General features: G+C 29.6%; 19 protein-coding genes. All 19 read left to right on the top strand.

All coding sequences use genetic code 11. The features are described 5' to 3' along the window. On the top strand, window positions 1–861 hold the full coding sequence (locus BUB65_RS04370; protein WP_073072667.1) for an AAA-type ATPase lid domain-containing protein: 861 nt from the start codon (window positions 1–3) through the stop codon (window positions 859–861). Window position 862: 1 nt separating this feature from the next. Next, complete coding sequence (gene ispD / locus BUB65_RS04365; protein ID WP_073072665.1) at window positions 863–1,564, top strand: 2-C-methyl-D-erythritol 4-phosphate cytidylyltransferase; 702 nt, start codon at window positions 863–865, stop codon at window positions 1,562–1,564. Next, window positions 1,548–2,552 (top strand): lysylphosphatidylglycerol synthase transmembrane domain-containing protein, encoded by a 1,005-nt coding sequence (locus BUB65_RS04360; RefSeq protein ID WP_073072663.1) that lies wholly within the window; start codon window positions 1,548–1,550, stop codon window positions 2,550–2,552. The genes ispD and BUB65_RS04360 overlap by 17 nt, the downstream gene beginning before the upstream one ends. Window position 2,553: 1 nt before the next feature. Beyond that, window positions 2,554–2,787, top strand: coding sequence for a hypothetical protein (locus tag BUB65_RS04355; protein WP_234946778.1), 234 nt, complete (start codon window positions 2,554–2,556; stop codon window positions 2,785–2,787). An 11-nt stretch (window positions 2,788–2,798) separates the two neighbouring features. Next, the gene (locus BUB65_RS04350) at window positions 2,799–3,470 is read left to right on the top strand and encodes a DUF47 domain-containing protein (protein WP_073072659.1); all 672 of its coding nucleotides are present in this window, start codon (window positions 2,799–2,801) and stop codon (window positions 3,468–3,470) included. Between the two features lie 14 nt (window positions 3,471–3,484). After that, window positions 3,485–4,678: an inorganic phosphate transporter gene (locus BUB65_RS04345; RefSeq protein ID WP_073072657.1), complete on the top strand. Its 1,194-nt coding sequence runs from the start codon at window positions 3,485–3,487 to the stop codon at window positions 4,676–4,678. Window positions 4,679–4,727: 49 nt separating this feature from the next. Next, entirely contained in the window at window positions 4,728–7,016 is a 2,289-nt protein-coding gene (locus BUB65_RS04340) for an endonuclease MutS2 (protein ID WP_073072655.1), read from the top strand. Window positions 7,017–7,096: 80 nt separating this feature from the next. Further along, window positions 7,097–7,462 (top strand): carboxymuconolactone decarboxylase family protein, encoded by a 366-nt coding sequence (locus BUB65_RS04335; protein WP_073072653.1) that lies wholly within the window; start codon window positions 7,097–7,099, stop codon window positions 7,460–7,462. Next, the gene (gene polA / locus BUB65_RS04330; RefSeq protein WP_073072647.1) at window positions 7,440–10,121 is read left to right on the top strand and encodes a DNA polymerase I; all 2,682 of its coding nucleotides are present in this window, start codon (window positions 7,440–7,442) and stop codon (window positions 10,119–10,121) included. The genes BUB65_RS04335 and polA overlap by 23 nt, the downstream gene beginning before the upstream one ends. Continuing rightward, window positions 10,121–11,578, top strand: a complete 1,458-nt coding sequence (gene xseA, locus BUB65_RS04325) for an exodeoxyribonuclease VII large subunit (protein ID WP_073072645.1) — start codon at window positions 10,121–10,123, stop codon at window positions 11,576–11,578. Before polA ends, xseA begins: the two co-directional genes overlap by 1 nt. Next, complete coding sequence (locus tag BUB65_RS04320; protein ID WP_073072643.1) at window positions 11,550–11,825, top strand: exodeoxyribonuclease VII; 276 nt, start codon at window positions 11,550–11,552, stop codon at window positions 11,823–11,825. Before xseA ends, BUB65_RS04320 begins: the two co-directional genes overlap by 29 nt. Next, window positions 11,758–12,339 (top strand): chromate transporter, encoded by a 582-nt coding sequence (locus BUB65_RS04315; RefSeq protein WP_327192015.1) that lies wholly within the window; start codon window positions 11,758–11,760, stop codon window positions 12,337–12,339. Before BUB65_RS04320 ends, BUB65_RS04315 begins: the two co-directional genes overlap by 68 nt. Before the next feature lie 36 nt (window positions 12,340–12,375). Further along, window positions 12,376–13,386: a lipase family alpha/beta hydrolase gene (locus BUB65_RS04310; protein WP_073072641.1), complete on the top strand. Its 1,011-nt coding sequence runs from the start codon at window positions 12,376–12,378 to the stop codon at window positions 13,384–13,386. Then, window positions 13,376–13,852, top strand: coding sequence for a DUF3242 domain-containing protein (locus BUB65_RS04305; RefSeq protein WP_073072639.1), 477 nt, complete (start codon window positions 13,376–13,378; stop codon window positions 13,850–13,852). Before BUB65_RS04310 ends, BUB65_RS04305 begins: the two co-directional genes overlap by 11 nt. Further along, the gene (locus BUB65_RS04300; protein WP_073072636.1) at window positions 13,849–14,511 is read left to right on the top strand and encodes a ribonuclease HII; all 663 of its coding nucleotides are present in this window, start codon (window positions 13,849–13,851) and stop codon (window positions 14,509–14,511) included. The genes BUB65_RS04305 and BUB65_RS04300 overlap by 4 nt, the downstream gene beginning before the upstream one ends. After that, entirely contained in the window at window positions 14,489–15,175 is a 687-nt protein-coding gene (gene thyX / locus BUB65_RS04295) for an FAD-dependent thymidylate synthase (RefSeq protein ID WP_073072633.1), read from the top strand. The genes BUB65_RS04300 and thyX overlap by 23 nt, the downstream gene beginning before the upstream one ends. Window positions 15,176–15,180: 5 nt before the next feature. Next, on the top strand, window positions 15,181–15,534 hold the full coding sequence (locus BUB65_RS04290) for a DRTGG domain-containing protein (RefSeq protein ID WP_073072631.1): 354 nt from the start codon (window positions 15,181–15,183) through the stop codon (window positions 15,532–15,534). A gap of 4 nt (window positions 15,535–15,538) precedes the next feature. Further along, entirely contained in the window at window positions 15,539–16,366 is an 828-nt protein-coding gene (locus tag BUB65_RS04285; protein ID WP_073072627.1) for a bifunctional 5,10-methylenetetrahydrofolate dehydrogenase/5,10-methenyltetrahydrofolate cyclohydrolase, read from the top strand. 11 nt (window positions 16,367–16,377) lie between these two features. Further along, the gene (gene yajC / locus BUB65_RS04280) at window positions 16,378–16,758 is read left to right on the top strand and encodes a preprotein translocase subunit YajC (RefSeq protein ID WP_073072625.1); all 381 of its coding nucleotides are present in this window, start codon (window positions 16,378–16,380) and stop codon (window positions 16,756–16,758) included. The last annotated feature ends 9 nt before the right edge of the window (window positions 16,759–16,767 follow it).

Here is a 16,767-nt window from a genome sequence, read left to right as displayed (position 1 = left end):
TTGATTAAAGTTTTAATCCCTCAGGCTCTATTAGAGAACCTGAGGGAATTTTTATACAATCATCAGAATGTTGCTTTTGACTTTTATAACTCTAACTTTGTTGAAAAATTAAAAGAAGAAAACTGGGACATAATTTTCTTTGAAAACCCAGAAGTTTCGTTTCCTGGAAAAATTGTAGTAAATACAATTAAAGAATTGGAACTAGCCGTTACTATGTTTGAAGAACGCTTAAAATATGAAGCCATTAAAAAGAAATATGATATGTTGTTTTCTTTCCCAGAATTACAAGGACCGGAAATCAGAAAATTTTTGGAATTAGTAATTGAAAAAAATAAATTTGCAAAAGAAATTGTCTTACAATATGAAAATGGAATTATTATTGAAGAATATTATAAATTTTTTTCACATACATTACCTTTCACAAAAATAAAATTTTCTAAAAAACATGGAATAAAAATACCACCGTTAAGAAAAAGAAAAAATGATATACCATATATTTTAGATAAAATTCTTTCTTCAATTTACGCTAAACATAGAAATTTAATAAAGAGAATTCCTGATGAAAATGAAATTGATTTACTAAAGGAATACAACTGGCCAGGAAATACTAAAGAACTCATTACTATTGCTTATAATTACGCATCTACAGGTTTAATAAAAATCCCAAATAAAAATAATACCAATTTTAATGGTATTGACCTTCCGAAACTAATAAGTCACTTAACCAAACAAGTTGAAAAAAGATATATAAAACTTGCATTAAAAAACTCCAAATCAAGAAAAGAAGCTTGTAAATTATTAAATATGAACTACAAAACTCTATCTCACAAAATAAAATTGTATAGATTGGATGAAAAATGATATGGTAGTTGCTGTTTTACTCTTTGGTGGTAAAGGTGAAAGATTTGATAAAAATACTCCTAAACAATTTTTCAACTTATCTGGAAAATTAATTATTGAACATACAATTGAAAAATTTTTAATCCCAGATATTGATTTTATTGTTGTAGTTACTAATTCAAATTATCTTGAAAAAACCAAAGATATTGTTAAAAAATACACATCAAAAAAAGAAATATACATTATAGAAGGTGGAAAGTGTAGAGAAGAATCAACTTTCAAAGCTTTAAAATTTTTGAAAAATAAAATGAAAAAAAATGATATTGTTTTAGTCCACGATGGTGCAAGGCCGTTTGTAACAACTGAGATAATAATTAATAATATTAAAAAAGCTGAATACTTTGGTGCTGCTGTTACTGCCATCCCTTCTGAAAACACAATTGGAATTGTTGAAGAGAATTTACTCATGGATTTTCCAAATCGTAATAGCGTCTATATTATTCAAACACCACAAAGCTTTAAATTCGAAATCATTTTTGATTCATTTTTAAAAAAACAACCATTTTTATGTACTTTTACCGATGATTCTTCAATTGTAAAAAAATCAGGATACAAAGTATATATTACAAATGGTAATAAATTAAATGTAAAGATCACTACGAAAGAAGATATCAAATTAGCAAAATTTTTAATATGGAGTGAGTCTATTGAAAGGGATTTATAAGAAAGTTTTTTTGTCGCTAATAATAAGCTTTTCAATAATTATAATATTACAGCTAATTTTTTCAAAAAACTATAACATTTTCTTAATTTTTAAATTTCCATTAGACATCCTCATATTCGACTTTTTTCTTCTATGTTTAATTTATTTGGTAAATGCATTTAGATTACAAATAATGTTAATCTTTTTCAATTATAAAATCCCATTTTCGGAGTCTTTTAAAAATATTTTTTTTGGTGCATTTTTTACATTTATTACTCCTATGTCTATAGGTGGACAACCATACCAGATCTATCATCTTATTAAAAACAAAGTAAAAGGAGAAGATGCTACTAATATTATCATTTCTAAAACCCTCGAAATATCTTTCGTGATATTATTCTTAGACTTGATTTTTATAAAAAAAGTACTAAAAATTATGCCAAAAAGTTTTGGATTATCGGTAATCCTTATTGGGTTCTTCATAGGTCTTGCAATTTCTACATCAATAATCTTGAGTTTTTTCAATCGAAAATTATTGAAAAAATTTTTGCTTTTTTTAATCAAAATTTTCAAACTACAATATACAGAAACAGAAGTAGATAACTGGATTGATAACCTACAAAATAGTATTAAAACACTTTGGCTAAAAAATCCTTGGCTTTTATTTGTAGATATGTCACTTTATTTCATTACCACACTTCTTTACAATTCTATCCTATATTCAATTATCAAATATTACTATCAAACTAACATTTCATTTTTCACATTGCTTGGAATCCTCGTTATGATGAATACAGTTGCATATTACGTGCCAACACCCGGCTCAAGCGGTGGAATTGAAAGCACTTACCAAATAGTATTTTCAGAACTATTTGGTAATGCAAATGCTATAAATATAATTACTATTTACAGACTCGTAACTTTTTATATTCCACTTATTTTAGGAACAATTTTCTTTACAATTACAGGAAAGAAAGATAAGATAGTAAAGGAAAATGGAGGTGAATAGCATGTATATAACTAAAGATACGGATTTCGAAACTATTGCAACAAATTATCCATATCTTATAGCCCCTCTGTTAGAAATTGGCATTAAAGTAATTGAATGTGGAGACGTGAAATGGGGAACTTTAGGCGAAGAAATTAAAAAACTTAATTTAAATTTAGAAGAAATCTTAGAAAAATTAAATAAGATAGTTGAAGAAAAAGGTGGACCAGAAAAAAGTTTTAATCTCAAACTCTAAGGAGGGAAATTATGAAAAGATTTATCGATCGGTTGTTCCCTGAAATTTCACCTACAAAGTTATTAAGTAAGCACGCAGATTATTGTTTTCAAGCTAGCAAATTAATTCCAGAAATAATATCTTCTTATTTCCAAGGCAAAGATATTTTAAGTTTCTCTGAAAAAATTGATGAGTACGAATCCGAAGCAGACACAATTAAAGTTAAGTTACGAGAGATATATACAAAACTTAGGTGGAGCTATTTTGATAGAATTGATGCTCTTGAGATAATTCATAACCAAGATGCAATTATTGATGCAGTAGATGATTTCGTAAAAGTACTTACTATGAATAAAGTTGAAAATTGTCCTGAAAAGATTCAGGAAAAAATAAAAAAACTTGGAAATTTTGTCCTTGAATCAATTAAATTAATGAAATCTTCCGTAGACGAATTGAAATTCGTCGTTGAATCAGATTTTGCACCAGAAGAAATCTCAAAAGAGGATGACATTACATATAGTGTCGAAGCTGATGAAAGTTCAACTGATTCTTTAGGTATTGAGATTGGAAAAGCTCTTTTTGAATTAAAAAGTGAAATGAATCCGGTTGATATTATTTTTTTAAACAACATTGTAATTTTACTAATGAAAATCTCCGACAAAGCTGAAAATGTAGTTGAAAGAATAAGAATGATAATTAGATAAAGGAGGTACTCGAAATGTTCTTACTTATCCTCGCATTTGTAGTTGGATTTGGAATGGCTTTTTCAATTGGAGCAAATGATGTGGCAAACAGTATGTCAACTGCTGTTGGTGCAAAAGCCATTACCCCCAAACAAGCTGTTTTAATCGCCTCGATTTTAGAATTTCTTGGAGCAGTTTTATTCGGCGCTCATGTTACAAAAACAATTGCTAAAGGTATAGTAAATTTAGATAAAATTGCTGATACCAATCTAATATTGATTGGCGCATTTTCTGCTTTGATTGCTTCTACAATTTGGATCTTAATAGCTACTTATTGGGGAATGCCAGTTTCAACAACTCATTCTATTGTCGGCGGAATGATAGGTTTTGGACTTGCTGCAGGTGGATTTAATGTTATTAACTGGTTCACAATGTTAAAAATTGTTTTTACTTGGATTAGTTCCCCACTCATTGGTGGCGCTTTTGCTTTTGTAATATTCAAATTTATTTCTTGGTCAATTCTACATAGAAAGCATCCGGCGAAAGCTGCTAAATACGTTGCACCAATCCTTTTAGGACTTGCATTTTATACAATTGCCGTTTTGTTTGTTGTAAAAACAATGAAGAAAAATTTCGTATTTGGTAACTATATTGGTACTATAATAGGCTTTACAGTATTTGTAATTTCATTACTCATCCTCAAAAAAATTAAATCTAACGGAAATGAATATACTATTGTAGAAAAAGTATTTAAAAACGCTCAAATAGTTACTTCTTGCTATGTTAGTTTTTCACATGGTGCAAATGATGTTGCAAATGCTGTGGGACCACTTGCACTTATATATATCATTCTAACAACTCAATCTTTTGGAGGAGAAATATCAATACCAAAGTATATTCTTGCTCTAGGAGGGTTAGGAATATCTTTAGGTGTAGCTACTTTAGGACATAAAGTAATGAAAACAGTTGGTGAGGATATAACTGAATTAAATAATTCTAGAGGTTTTTCAATTGACTTTGCTACTGCAACAACTGTTTTAGTTGCTTCTACATTTGGCATGCCAATTTCCACAACCCACACTGTTGTTGGAGCTGTATCCGGTGTCGGATTTGCAAGAGGATTAGAAGTTGTCAATGTTGGAATACTTAAAAACATCATAATTTCTTGGTTTGTTACTGTTCCTTTCGCTGCTTTTGTAAGTGGAATGTTATTTTTAATCATTTCTTGAGTTGTGATATAATGAAATTACCTTAATATTCTAGCTTAAGGGGCCAAAAATGGAAATCGTAAAGTATATTGATTGGGAGTTAATATTTGAGGAATTCAAAAAACTCACTTTTTCAAATTACGGTAAAGAACATTTAGAAACATTAGTAAATGTCAAGCCAAATGATTTAGAATACGATTACTTACAAGAAATTCTAGAAATTCTTGTATCTTTTGGTTTGCCGTCTTTTCCAAAAATTTTCGATATAAGACCTATTTTGGAAAAAATAAAAAACAATTCTATTCTCAATGTCGACGAAATTTACCAGTTAAGAAACTTCTTCCTAACTGTTGAAGATATTAAAAAGAACTTCAAAAGTACAAGGTACAAGTTCTCTTTTTATATATCCAACTTATCTAATTATTCGCTATTATTAAACGAAATTGACAGAATATTTGATGAAAACGGTAAAATAAAAGATAGTGCATCAACTACTCTTTTAAATATAAGAAAAAACATAAAAAATTTACACTTAGAAATTAGAAAAAAAATTGACTCGTTTGCGACAAAAAATAGCAATTACCTGCAGGATCAAATCTACACAATAAGAAATGACAGATATGTTTTTCTTCTGAAATCAAACGCAAGATCTAAATTTCAAGGAGTAGTTCATGGTTCATCTTCTTCTGGAGCAACTTTATTTTTTGAACCACAAGAATTTATTTACTTAAATGATAGAATTCAAATATTGAAAAGCGAGGAAAAAATCGAAATTGACAAAATTCTAAGAGGATTAACAACAAAAATATATGAAAAATACAATAACATAATGAAAGATATAAAAATAGTTGGTCACTTTGACTCGTTGCTTGCTAGAGCAAAATATGCGAAAAACAACAAAGGAATTGTTGTAAAACCTGACGGGAATTATTTAAAATTAGTTAATGCAAGACATCCACTAATTGAGAAAGAAAAAGTTGTTCCAATAACAATAGACTTACCACAAGATAAAAAAGGATTAATAATTACAGGGCCTAATACTGGTGGAAAAACTGTGACATTAAAAACTATTTCCTTGTTTGTATTTATGGCACAAAAAGCTTTTCCAATTTTGGCGGAAACTGGCACTAGAATCCCAAATCTCAAATTATTTTTAGACATCGGTGATGCTCAGAATGTAGTCGAAAATCTCAGCACTTTCTCCTCCCACATTTTAAGAATTGTCCATGCTTTAAAAAATGCTGATGAAAACTCATTAGTTATCATTGATGAACTCGGTTCAGGTACGGATCCTTTTGAAGGAAGCGCATTAGCTCTAAGTATTATTGAAGAATTACTTGAAAAAAACACTAAATTTATAATTACAACTCACTTAACCAGCGTCAAACTCTATGCGATGGAACACAATGAAATTTTAACAGCTTCAATGGAATTTGATATTGATACCCTTAAACCAACATATAAAGTGCTTCTAAACACTCCAGGAGCTTCACACGCATTTGAAATTTCAAAAAAATTAGGATTATCTGATAAAATTATAAATCGCGCTGAAAGATTTCTTTCTCAAGATCACCTGAAAATTGAAAATTTAATTAAAAGTTTAAATTCCAAAGTCAGTGAACTTGAAAAGAAAAAAGAAGCTCTAGAAAAATTATTAAAAGAATACGAAATACTAAAAGAAAATTATGAAAAAAAGTATAATATTTTGAAAGTTAAAAAAATCGAAGAACTAGATGATGAAATCAAAAGTCTTTACAAAGAAATTAGAAGTGCAAAGAAACATCTTCAATTAGCAATGCATAGTATTAAAACAAAAAGTGAAAATTTATTAAAAAAACGTCTTAAAATTTTAGAAAAAACTCAAAATAATTTCAAAAAGCTTGAAGATGTGATCGATGAATTAAAAAATCCGTCTCCACCTGAAGAACTTCACGTAGGTATGTATGTAAAATTAAAAGACGGTACTGCTATAGGTAAAATAATAGAGCAACGTTCCGAAAATAAATTTTTAGTTGATTTTAACGGTTTAAAAGTTGAAATCAAAAAAAATAAACTTGTACCAACCACCCCACCAACTGAAGATATATTCCAACCTACGATTATACCTTCAAAAATATTAGATAAAAACGAAATAGATTTGCGTGGAAAAACTGTCGAAGAAGCTTTAGAACTACTGGACAAATTTATTGATGATTTGATTCTTTCTGATTTCAAATACGGATATATCATTCATGGAAAAGGAACTGGTAGCTTAGCCTCAAATGTTTGGAACTATCTCCGTAAAGATGATAGAGTAAAAAATTATAGATTTGGAAGACCAAGCGAAGGTGGTATTGGAGTAACTTATATTGAAGTATAATTTTTCTTTTGTTGATTCTCCTTCCATTATATATCCATCAATTTGGTTAAATGTTATAATATTACAAGGAGGTACTGAAAATGAAATTAAATGAATTTAAAAAATTCAGAGAAAGAATGAATAATGTTATTTTGCAAAAAGGAACTTTAAATACAAAACGCTTTTTTAATCTAGATGGAAATGTATATAAAAAAGGAGTTTTAGATGAAAAAACAAAAGAACTAATGGGACTAGTTGCTTCAATGGTTTTAAGATGCGATGATTGTATTACTTACCACATTATTAGATGCATCCAATTAGGAGTAACAGACGAGGAGTTTTTTGAAGCATTTGACATAGCATTAATAGTTGGCGGTTCGATTGTTATTCCACATTTACGAAGAGCAGTTAATTTACTTGAGGAAATCAGGGAGATGCAAACCAATGGCAAAGATGTTTCTATTTGATGGAACTGGGTTAGTCTACAGAGCTTTTTATGCATTAGACCGTTCTTTAAAAACATCTACAGGATTACACACAAATGCAGTATACGGTTTGACAAAAATGATAATAAAGTTTTTAAAAAAACACATTAATACTGGAAAGGATGCTTGTGCGTTTGTTCTTGATTCTAAAGGTGGAAGTACCTTTAGAAAACAAATAATGGAAACTTACAAAGCAAATAGACCTGAAACCCCTGATTTACTTTTGGAACAAATCCCATACATAGTGGAGATGATCGAGGCGCTTGGAATAAAAGTGTTAAAAATTCCTGGATATGAAGCCGATGATATAATTGCTACAATGACCATGAAATTTTCTAAAGAATTTGAAGAAATCAATATAGTTACTGGAGATAAAGATTTACTACAACTTGTTAAAGACAACGTTTTTGTTTGGAGAGTAGAAAAAGGAATTACTGATATCGTTCTCTACACCAAAGAAAAAGTTTATGAAAAATATGGCATTTACCCCAACCAATTTGTAGATTATCTTGCACTCGTTGGTGATCCTATAGACAATATTCCTGGTGTAAAAGGAATTGGCAAAAAAACAGCTGTTTCCCTATTAAAAAAATTTGGAAATATTGAAAATATTGTTAAAAATATCAACAAACTAACACCAAAATTAAAAGATACTCTTGAAAAAAATCGAAATGATCTCGAAAAAAGTCTGGAAGTTGCTAAACTTTTGGTTGACGCTCCTATAAATTTAAAAAAAGAGGAATTCATCTATAATGGCTATAACCCCAGCAAATTACTTGAAACACTTAAAAAATTTGAATTTTCAAGTGTTATTAGGGAATTAAATCTTTACAGTAATGAAAGTGTTTTAAATTATTCAGTCGTAAACGACGAAACGAAACTTCGTAAATTAAAAAAAGAATTAGATACGATACGTACTTTTTCGATTGACAGTGAAACTACTTCTCTGGATCCATTTGACTCAAAAATGGTCGGTATCTCTATTGCAACTTCTGAAGGAAAAGCCTATTACATACCTGTCAGTCACAAATCAGGCCAAAACGTAGAGTATAACAAAGTTATTGAATTTTTAAAAACTCTACTTGAATCGGAAAATTACAATATTGTAGGTCAAAATCTCAAATATGATTACAAAATTTTTAAAGTTCATGGTATTGAACCAAAAGTTCCACATTTTGATACAATGATAGCGGCATACTTGTTAAACCCAAATGAAAAAAAATTCAATCTTGAGGAACTTGCTTTAAAATTCTTAGGATATAAAATGACTTCTTTCGATGAAGTTGTTAATGCTACAACACCTTTGTTTTCCAACGATTTTTCTTATGTTCCTATTGAGAAAGCGGCAAAATACTCATGTGAAGACGCGGATATTACTTATAGATTATTTAGAAAATTAAGCAGAACAATTTTTGAAAAAAAACTTGACAAACTTTTCCATGAAATTGAGTTGCCTTTAATAAACGTATTGGCAGAAATGGAGATTAATGGTGTTTATTTTGATAAAAATTATCTAGAAAACCTCTCAAATGAATATGGTGAAAAGATTAGAAACCTTCAAGAACAAATCTATGAAATTGCAGGTGAACAATTTAACTTAAACTCTTCCAAGCAGGTTGCACACATTCTTTTTGAAAAATTAAATATACCAACAGTTAAGAAGACTAACAAAGGAAGTTTCTCAACTGATGCCGAAGTACTTGAGATTCTCTCTGGTGAATACGAAATTGCAAAATTAATTTTAGAATATAGGAAACTTCAAAAGCTTAAAAGTACTTACCTGGATACTTTGCCAAAGGAAATTAATCCTAAAACAGGACGAATACATTCAAGTTTCCACCAAACAGGAACAGCAACAGGAAGATTAAGTAGCTCAGAACCAAACTTACAAAATCTTCCAACTAGAAGTGAAGAAGGAAAAGAAATCAGAAAAGCAATTAGACCTCAATTTGACGATTGGTGGATAGTTGGCGCTGATTATTCACAAATTGAGTTGAGGATTCTCGCACATGTAAGTGAGGATAAAAATTTAATTGAAGCATTTAATCAAAATTTAGATATTCATAGTATAACTGCAGCAAAAATTTTCGGTATCTCGGAAAGCTTTGTCACTGAACAAATGAGAAGAATAGGGAAAATGGTCAATTTTGCTATCGTTTATGGCATTTCACCATATGGTCTTTCTAAAAGAATCGGTTTAAGTGTTTCCGAGACTAAAAAAATAATTGATAATTATTTTAAATTTTATTCTGGGGTTTTCAAATATATTAAAAATATAAAAGAATTTGCTAAACAACACGGATATGTTGAAACTTTGTTTGGCAGAAAAAGGGAAGTTCCACAATTAAGATCATCTAACGGAAACATAAGAAATGAAGGGGAAAGAATAGCAATTAACACACCAATTCAAGGCACTGCTGCAGATATTATAAAAATAGCTATGATAAGAATTTACGAACAAATTAAAAGAAATAAATTAAAAAGCAAAATGATTTTGCAAGTTCACGATGAATTAGTATTTGAAGTACCAGATAACGAATTAGAAATTATGAAAAAAATTATAAAAAATGAAATGGAAAATGCTGTAAAATTAAAAGTTCCACTTTCAATAGAATTATACCAAGGAAAAGAGTGGGAATGATGGATAAAATAATCGAATTTAAAGACTTAATTGAATTACATGAATATGTAAGCAAAAAAATTGAACTTTCTGGACTTACAAATGAACATTTTAGGTTCTTCGCTGATGTCGTAAGAGCCAAAAATCACAAAACAGGAATATATATAAATGTTTCTCAACCTTACTCAACAAAATACGGTTCTAGGAATATCGAAATTACTGTATATGTTCCTGCTAGACTTGGTAGTATAATCCTTTCACGCTTAAATCTCAAGAGTGCAAATGAATTAGTTGGAAAAAAATGGATTTTTCAAGGCCGATTATCATTTTATAAAGACAGAATGAGTTTTACTTTCTATGCTGACACGATTGCTCCTGTTGGAGACTCCGAAATCGAAAAAAGAAGAAAAGAAATTTTAGAAGAATTAAAAATTAAAAATCTTTTAATGACAAAAACACACGAACTCTCAGAACTAGAACCAATCAAAAAAATTGCAATTATTTCTTCAAAAACTGCAGCTGGATATGAAGACTTTTTGAAAAACCTGACTGTACCAGTAATATACAAACCTATAGTTCACTTATATGAATCACCAATGCAGGGTGCCGAAACCGCTTCTGGAATCATTTTAGCTTTAAATAGAATAAAAGAATCAAAAATTAATTACGATGTTGTTGTTATTGTTCGTGGCGGCGGTGCCAGTAGCGATTTAATGTATTTTGATGATTTAAACCTTGGAATTGAAATAGCAAAATTCAATGAATATTGCCCTGTTTTATCTGGAATAGGTCACGAAAGAGATTTTACTATCCCAGACTATGTAGCATGGAAAAGATTTGCTACACCTACAGAAGTAGCTAGAGCAATCTCAAAACAAATTGAAGATAATATTAAAAAATTAGATAACAACTGGCGAGAGTTCGAAATTTTGATGATGAACTTTTTTGATAAATTCGAAAGAAAAACCGATGAATCTATTTTGCAAATAATTAGTAACTCAATCAATTCAAACTTAAAAATACTAGACAAAACTTCATTTGAAAATGTGAAAAACATATATCAAATGATAAATTTAGCTTTCACTTCATTTGAAAAAAACATATCTGATGATTTTATTACCTATCTTTCTAACAACATAAATAATGAAATTACTAATAATATACGTTCCTTAGACAATTTTAGAACGATTTTCTTGCAAATCTTGACTTCTGAAATGTCAAAAAAAGAAGAAAAATTAAACGAGATTTTTGATTCTTTGTTAAAAAAGAAAGAATATGCGGCTATTCTTTTCGGGGGTGCAATTCTAAGAAATGATGACAAATTTATAAGGAGTGTGAAAGAAGTTAGAATTGGCGAAAAAATAAAAGCTTACCTAAAAGATGGTTCTCTAAATTTAAAAGTTATCAATGAAAAATCTCATACCAAGAAAAAGGAGGAAATAGATATATATGGAGGAAATACTTTATTTAAGTTATGAGGATATGGAAAAATTAAGTTTTAATGAGTTAGTTGGAAAAATTGAAGAGATTAAAAACTATTTTCATCAAAATGATGTCGATATTGAGTTAGCATTAAAACTATATGGTAAAGCAGTTGATCTTTTGGCAATTGCAAGAGCAAAATTAATTAATTTCAAAAAAGAAAAAGAAGAAATTGATGAAAAATACAAAGAATTTTTGGAAAAACTCGAAAAAACTGAAAATGAAACCGAAAACCTCTTTTAAACTCTTTGAATTTTTCTTTATTTTCTTCACCACCTCGTTATTTACTTTAGGTGGTGGTTATGCTATGGTCCCTGTCTTTCAAAAAAGATTTTCAAAATATATTGAAGAAGAAGAATTTATTAAAATCTTGTCTGTAGCACAATCTATGCCTGGTCCAATTGCAGTAAATATTGCAATAATGTTAGGAGAATTCATTTATGGATTTTGGGGGGCACTATTAGCTGTTCTAGGGGTAATAATTCCCCCAATTGGAGCTATTGTCTTATTTGGAAGTTTTGTAAACAAATATTCTGATAATGTTTATCTCTCAGGTTTTTTTAAAGGGGTTTATGGAGCAATTATTGGTTTGATATTTGGCGTATTCTACGCTATAGTAAAAAGGCAAAAATGGAAATTATTAAAAAGTATCATTTTAATTATCTCGGTAATTGTAGCGATATTTTTTAAAAATTTTATTGTGTTTATTTTTTTAATACTTGTCATATGGTGTTACAATACTAAAAGAAACTGTTAAAGTACTCTAAATCATTTTTTAAAGGAGTTACCCAAATTGAAGAAAATATTTACATATGTTTTTATTATTATTTTATTTACTTACGGCTTCAGCATAAAACTATACGAATATAAACTAAACGGAATAACAATCTATAGAAGCCTAGGATCTCCTGTAGATCCTTTTTTTGATTATGACGAAGTATCAATTGTTAATTGGCCACCTTTTCCCGCAGAATTAATTACTCTTCGCGAAGGCACGCCAACTGTTATAATCATTCACGGTATGTCTCCGTCTGAAATTGATACTAAAATCGATTATTACAAGCAATCAATGATTAACACTTTTAAAGAAATTTTTCCAGATACTGTTGGTTTATATTTCTTTTTATATCCAACTCTTTCAGAAAAACTTGAAAAATCTGCACAAAAACTTATTGAATATACTCAACAATTCGATTCTTTTTACATCTATGCTCATAGTATGGGAGGACTTGTTGTTCAATATGCAATTCAAAATGAAGATTTTAGAAAAAAAATTAAAAAAATAATTTTTGCAGGTACTCCTCATTATGGTTCCCCACTTGCGAATTTTATGATGATTAAGAAAAGTATTTTTAAAGTATCTTTTGGTGACAAAATTGAGCTTATAAAATACGCACTATTAATTTCAAATATTTTAAATGCTTCTATTGAAGCACCAAATTATAAATACTTAATTTTCGGACATAAATTCCCAAAAATTCCAAGTGATCTTGAAAGCTATAACTTTGTTGGAATATTGGATTTCGATTTTAAAAAAGAAGATCTAAAAAAAATACTGACTTCATACACTCCAACATTATTAGGATTAATGCTATTAAAATATGTAATCGAAAATATTTATCCAGAAGAATCAATCTTTTTACTCAACGACGGTATGGTCCCTTTATACAGTGCAACCCAAGATGCAAAGTATACTTATATTTTCCACGCGACAAACCACGCTGATTTAGCTATGAGACGTGATATAATAGAAAAGGCAATGGAAGTTTTTGGTCTTGAGAGGAGGAACAAAGATGCTCAATAAGTTATTCATAGTCCTTGTTGTCATTGTACTATTAACTTCTTGCACTATGATTTTCAAAACTCCGGTTCCAAACGGAAGTGCCTCCCTAAAAAACGCACTTTTTGTTTTAGACGGTAAATATGAGCTCAAAGAATATGGGTATATAAATTCCGTCTTTAATGTAGATTTAGGTGAAGGAATTTATGGCATTTTTAATAATTATGAAGGAATGTTATATATATTCAAATATGATTCACCTGAAATAACAAAGGTTAAATGGAAAACTTTCATAAAGACATTTGGCAATCCTTTAAAAATAAATTATGTTAATCTGAACTTCTTTGATCGCGGATATTTAAAAACCAATTTTGAAGGTATTAAAATCATATCTTGGTGGAAAGATAAATGGATTTTTATCCTTTCAGGAAAAAAGCCTGAAGACTTTCTTGAATATATTAATACAGTTTATGAAATGGTGAACATATGATAATTGTGGGTGTTGATGAAGCAGGGCGTGGTCCTCTTTTCGGACCAGTTGTAGCAGCTGCAGTTGTGTTAAAAGAAGATATAGAAAATCTTGACGACTCAAAAAAGCTTTCATCTAAGCTAAGAGAAGAATTATTTGAAATTTTAAAACAAAAAAGTTATTACGCAATAGGAATTGCGAGTCCAGAAGAAATTGACAAATTAAACATCTTGCATGCAACTGAACTTGCAATGAATAGAGCATTAGAAAGTTTGAAATTGAAAGTAAAATTCGATATTGCATATGTCGATGGTAAAAATTTAAAATTGAAATTTCCTAGTAAATGTTTTGTTAGAGGGGATTCTTATATAAAGGAAATTTCAGCCGCTTCAATAATAGCTAAAGTTGTTAGAGATAAAATAATTGAAGGATATTCAAAAGTTTATAAAATTTATAAATTAGATATTCATAAAGGTTACCCTACAAAAATGCATATTGAGTTAATTAAAAAGTTTGGTATTACTCCTCTTCACAGACTAACTTTTAAACCTGTTATTAAAACTGTATCAATTCAAATACTTGAAGAATGGTATAAAAATGGTATCATAGATGAAGAAAGATATCTCAAAATTATTAAAAAAATGGGGGTGCCTCTTTTTGGAATTCAAAATCTTGGATAAAGGTTTCGTACGTTTAGTTGATCTCATGGGGAATGATTTTTCAGCAGTTAAAGCTGCAAGAGTGTCATACGGCAAGGGATTAAAAACTCCCGAAAAAGATAAAAATTTGATTTTCTATTTGATGGAACACAGGCACGAAACACCATTTGAACACATTGTTTTTACCTTTCATGTAAAATCACCTATTTTTGTTGCTAGACAATGGTTTAGACATAGAATTGGTTCTTTTAACGAAGCTAGCTTAAGATATACAGAATTAAAAGACGAATTTTATTTACCAAATCACATACGTATAAATGACACGAAAGACAAACAAAAGGGCGTTATAATCCAGAATGATGAATTAAAAAACAAAGCTTTAGAACTTATACAAGATTCTTTGGAAAATTCTTATAATGTTTATCAACAACTTCTTAGCATGGGAATCGCAAGAGAAATGGCAAGAATTGTACTTCCAATGTCATCTTATACACAATTTTATTGGACAGTAAATGCTAGAAGTTTAATGAACTTTTTAAATTTACGAGCTGATTCACATGCACAATGGGAGATTCAACAATATGCACTTGCTATTGCAAAAATATTCCAAGAAAAATGTCCTTGGACTTATGAAGCCTTTATTAAATTTAGATATACAGGTGATTTATTAAAAAACAAGGAGTGAAAAACATGAAACTTAAAGAAATCATAGAACTTTTAAATGCCAAGGTTGTTGTCGATAACAACATCGATAAAATAGATATTGAAAAAGTTACCGCTTCTGATCTAATGAGCGACGTTTTAGCATTGGGAGAAGAGGGATCATTACTAGTTACAGGCTTAGCAAGTCCTCAATGTATTAGGACTGCTGCAGTAGTCGGGATTCCTGCTGTTGTTATAGTCAGAAATAGAGATATCATGCCTGAAACTATAAATGCCGCAAAAAATACAGGAATTACACTGTTATCTACAAAATATGGAATGTTTGAAACTTGTGGTATTTTATACTCTAATGGTCTAAAACCAATAAAAATTTTGAGGTGATTTTATGTATATTGATATTAAACCAACAGCTGAGAAAATTACAAACAACATTACTTCAAGAATAAGTAACTTGGACATACAACCAAAATTAGTAGCTGTAACATATAAACCAGACGATTCAACAATTAGTTATTTGAAGAGCCAACAAAAAACATCCAGAAAATTTAATATCAAATACGAAATTTTTGAAGCTATATCACCTCAAAATATTTTCAAATTATTGAATGAATTGTCTAAAGATAATACTGTTCATGGAATTTTTTTAACGCATCCGCTTCCTGATGTCAATGAAATTGAAGCGTTAATTCAAATCAATCCTGACAAAGACGTTGAGGGAAGGCATCCTTATAATCTTGGAATGTTGGCTTATGGTAATGAAAAATTTCCACCATGCACAGCTGAAGCTATTATCAAAATTCTTGAGGATATTACTAACATAACTGGAAAAAATGCTGTAATAATTGGAAGAAGTACTGCAGTTGGGAAACCATTGGCATTAATGTTACTTCGTAAGGACAGGAGTGCAACGGTAACAATTTGTCATACAAAGACACAAAATCTCGAAAACATAACAAAAAATTCTGATATTGTTATTGCAGCCGCAGGAAAGGCAAACCTGATTACTAAAAATATGGTGAAGAAAAATAGCATAGTAATTGACGTAGGAATCAATGTCGTAAACAATAAAATTGTAGGAGACGTATCAAAAGACACTTCTGAAATAGCCGATGTAACACCTGTACCAGGTGGTGTGGGAAAAATTACCACACTTTTATTAATGGAACATGTAGTAAAATCAGTAGAATTAATGTTAAAAAACTCAAATAAATAGGAGGTGTTCATATGAACAATTTAATTTACGCTGGTGTTCCTGAAGGGACAACAAGCGAACCAGTAGCAACTGCTGCACCAAGCGCATCAAGTGGACTTTTTCAAATGCTTTTTTTACTTCTCATTTTCTTTGTAATGATGTACTTCTTAGTTATTCTACCGCAAAAAAGGAGAGAGAAACAGTTTAAACAAATGATAGCTTCAATTAGAAGGGGAGATACTGTTGTTACTTCTGGTGGAGTAGTTGGAAAAGTAATCGACGTTAAAAACGAGACCTTAAAAATTAAAACAGCTAATACTACCGAACTTGAAATTTCCAAGGCTTTTGTTGCAAGAGTATTGAAAAATAAAAATGAGAAAACCGAAAAAAGTGAGAAAAATGAGAAAAAATAAGGAGGAATA

It is taken from the genome of Thermosipho atlanticus DSM 15807 (genome assembly GCF_900129985.1).
GTDB lineage: Bacteria > Thermotogota > Thermotogae > Thermotogales > Fervidobacteriaceae > Thermosipho_A > Thermosipho_A atlanticus.
The sequence above is the reverse complement of the archived record's forward strand: the minus strand, read 5'-3'. Positions and strand labels throughout refer to the sequence as shown.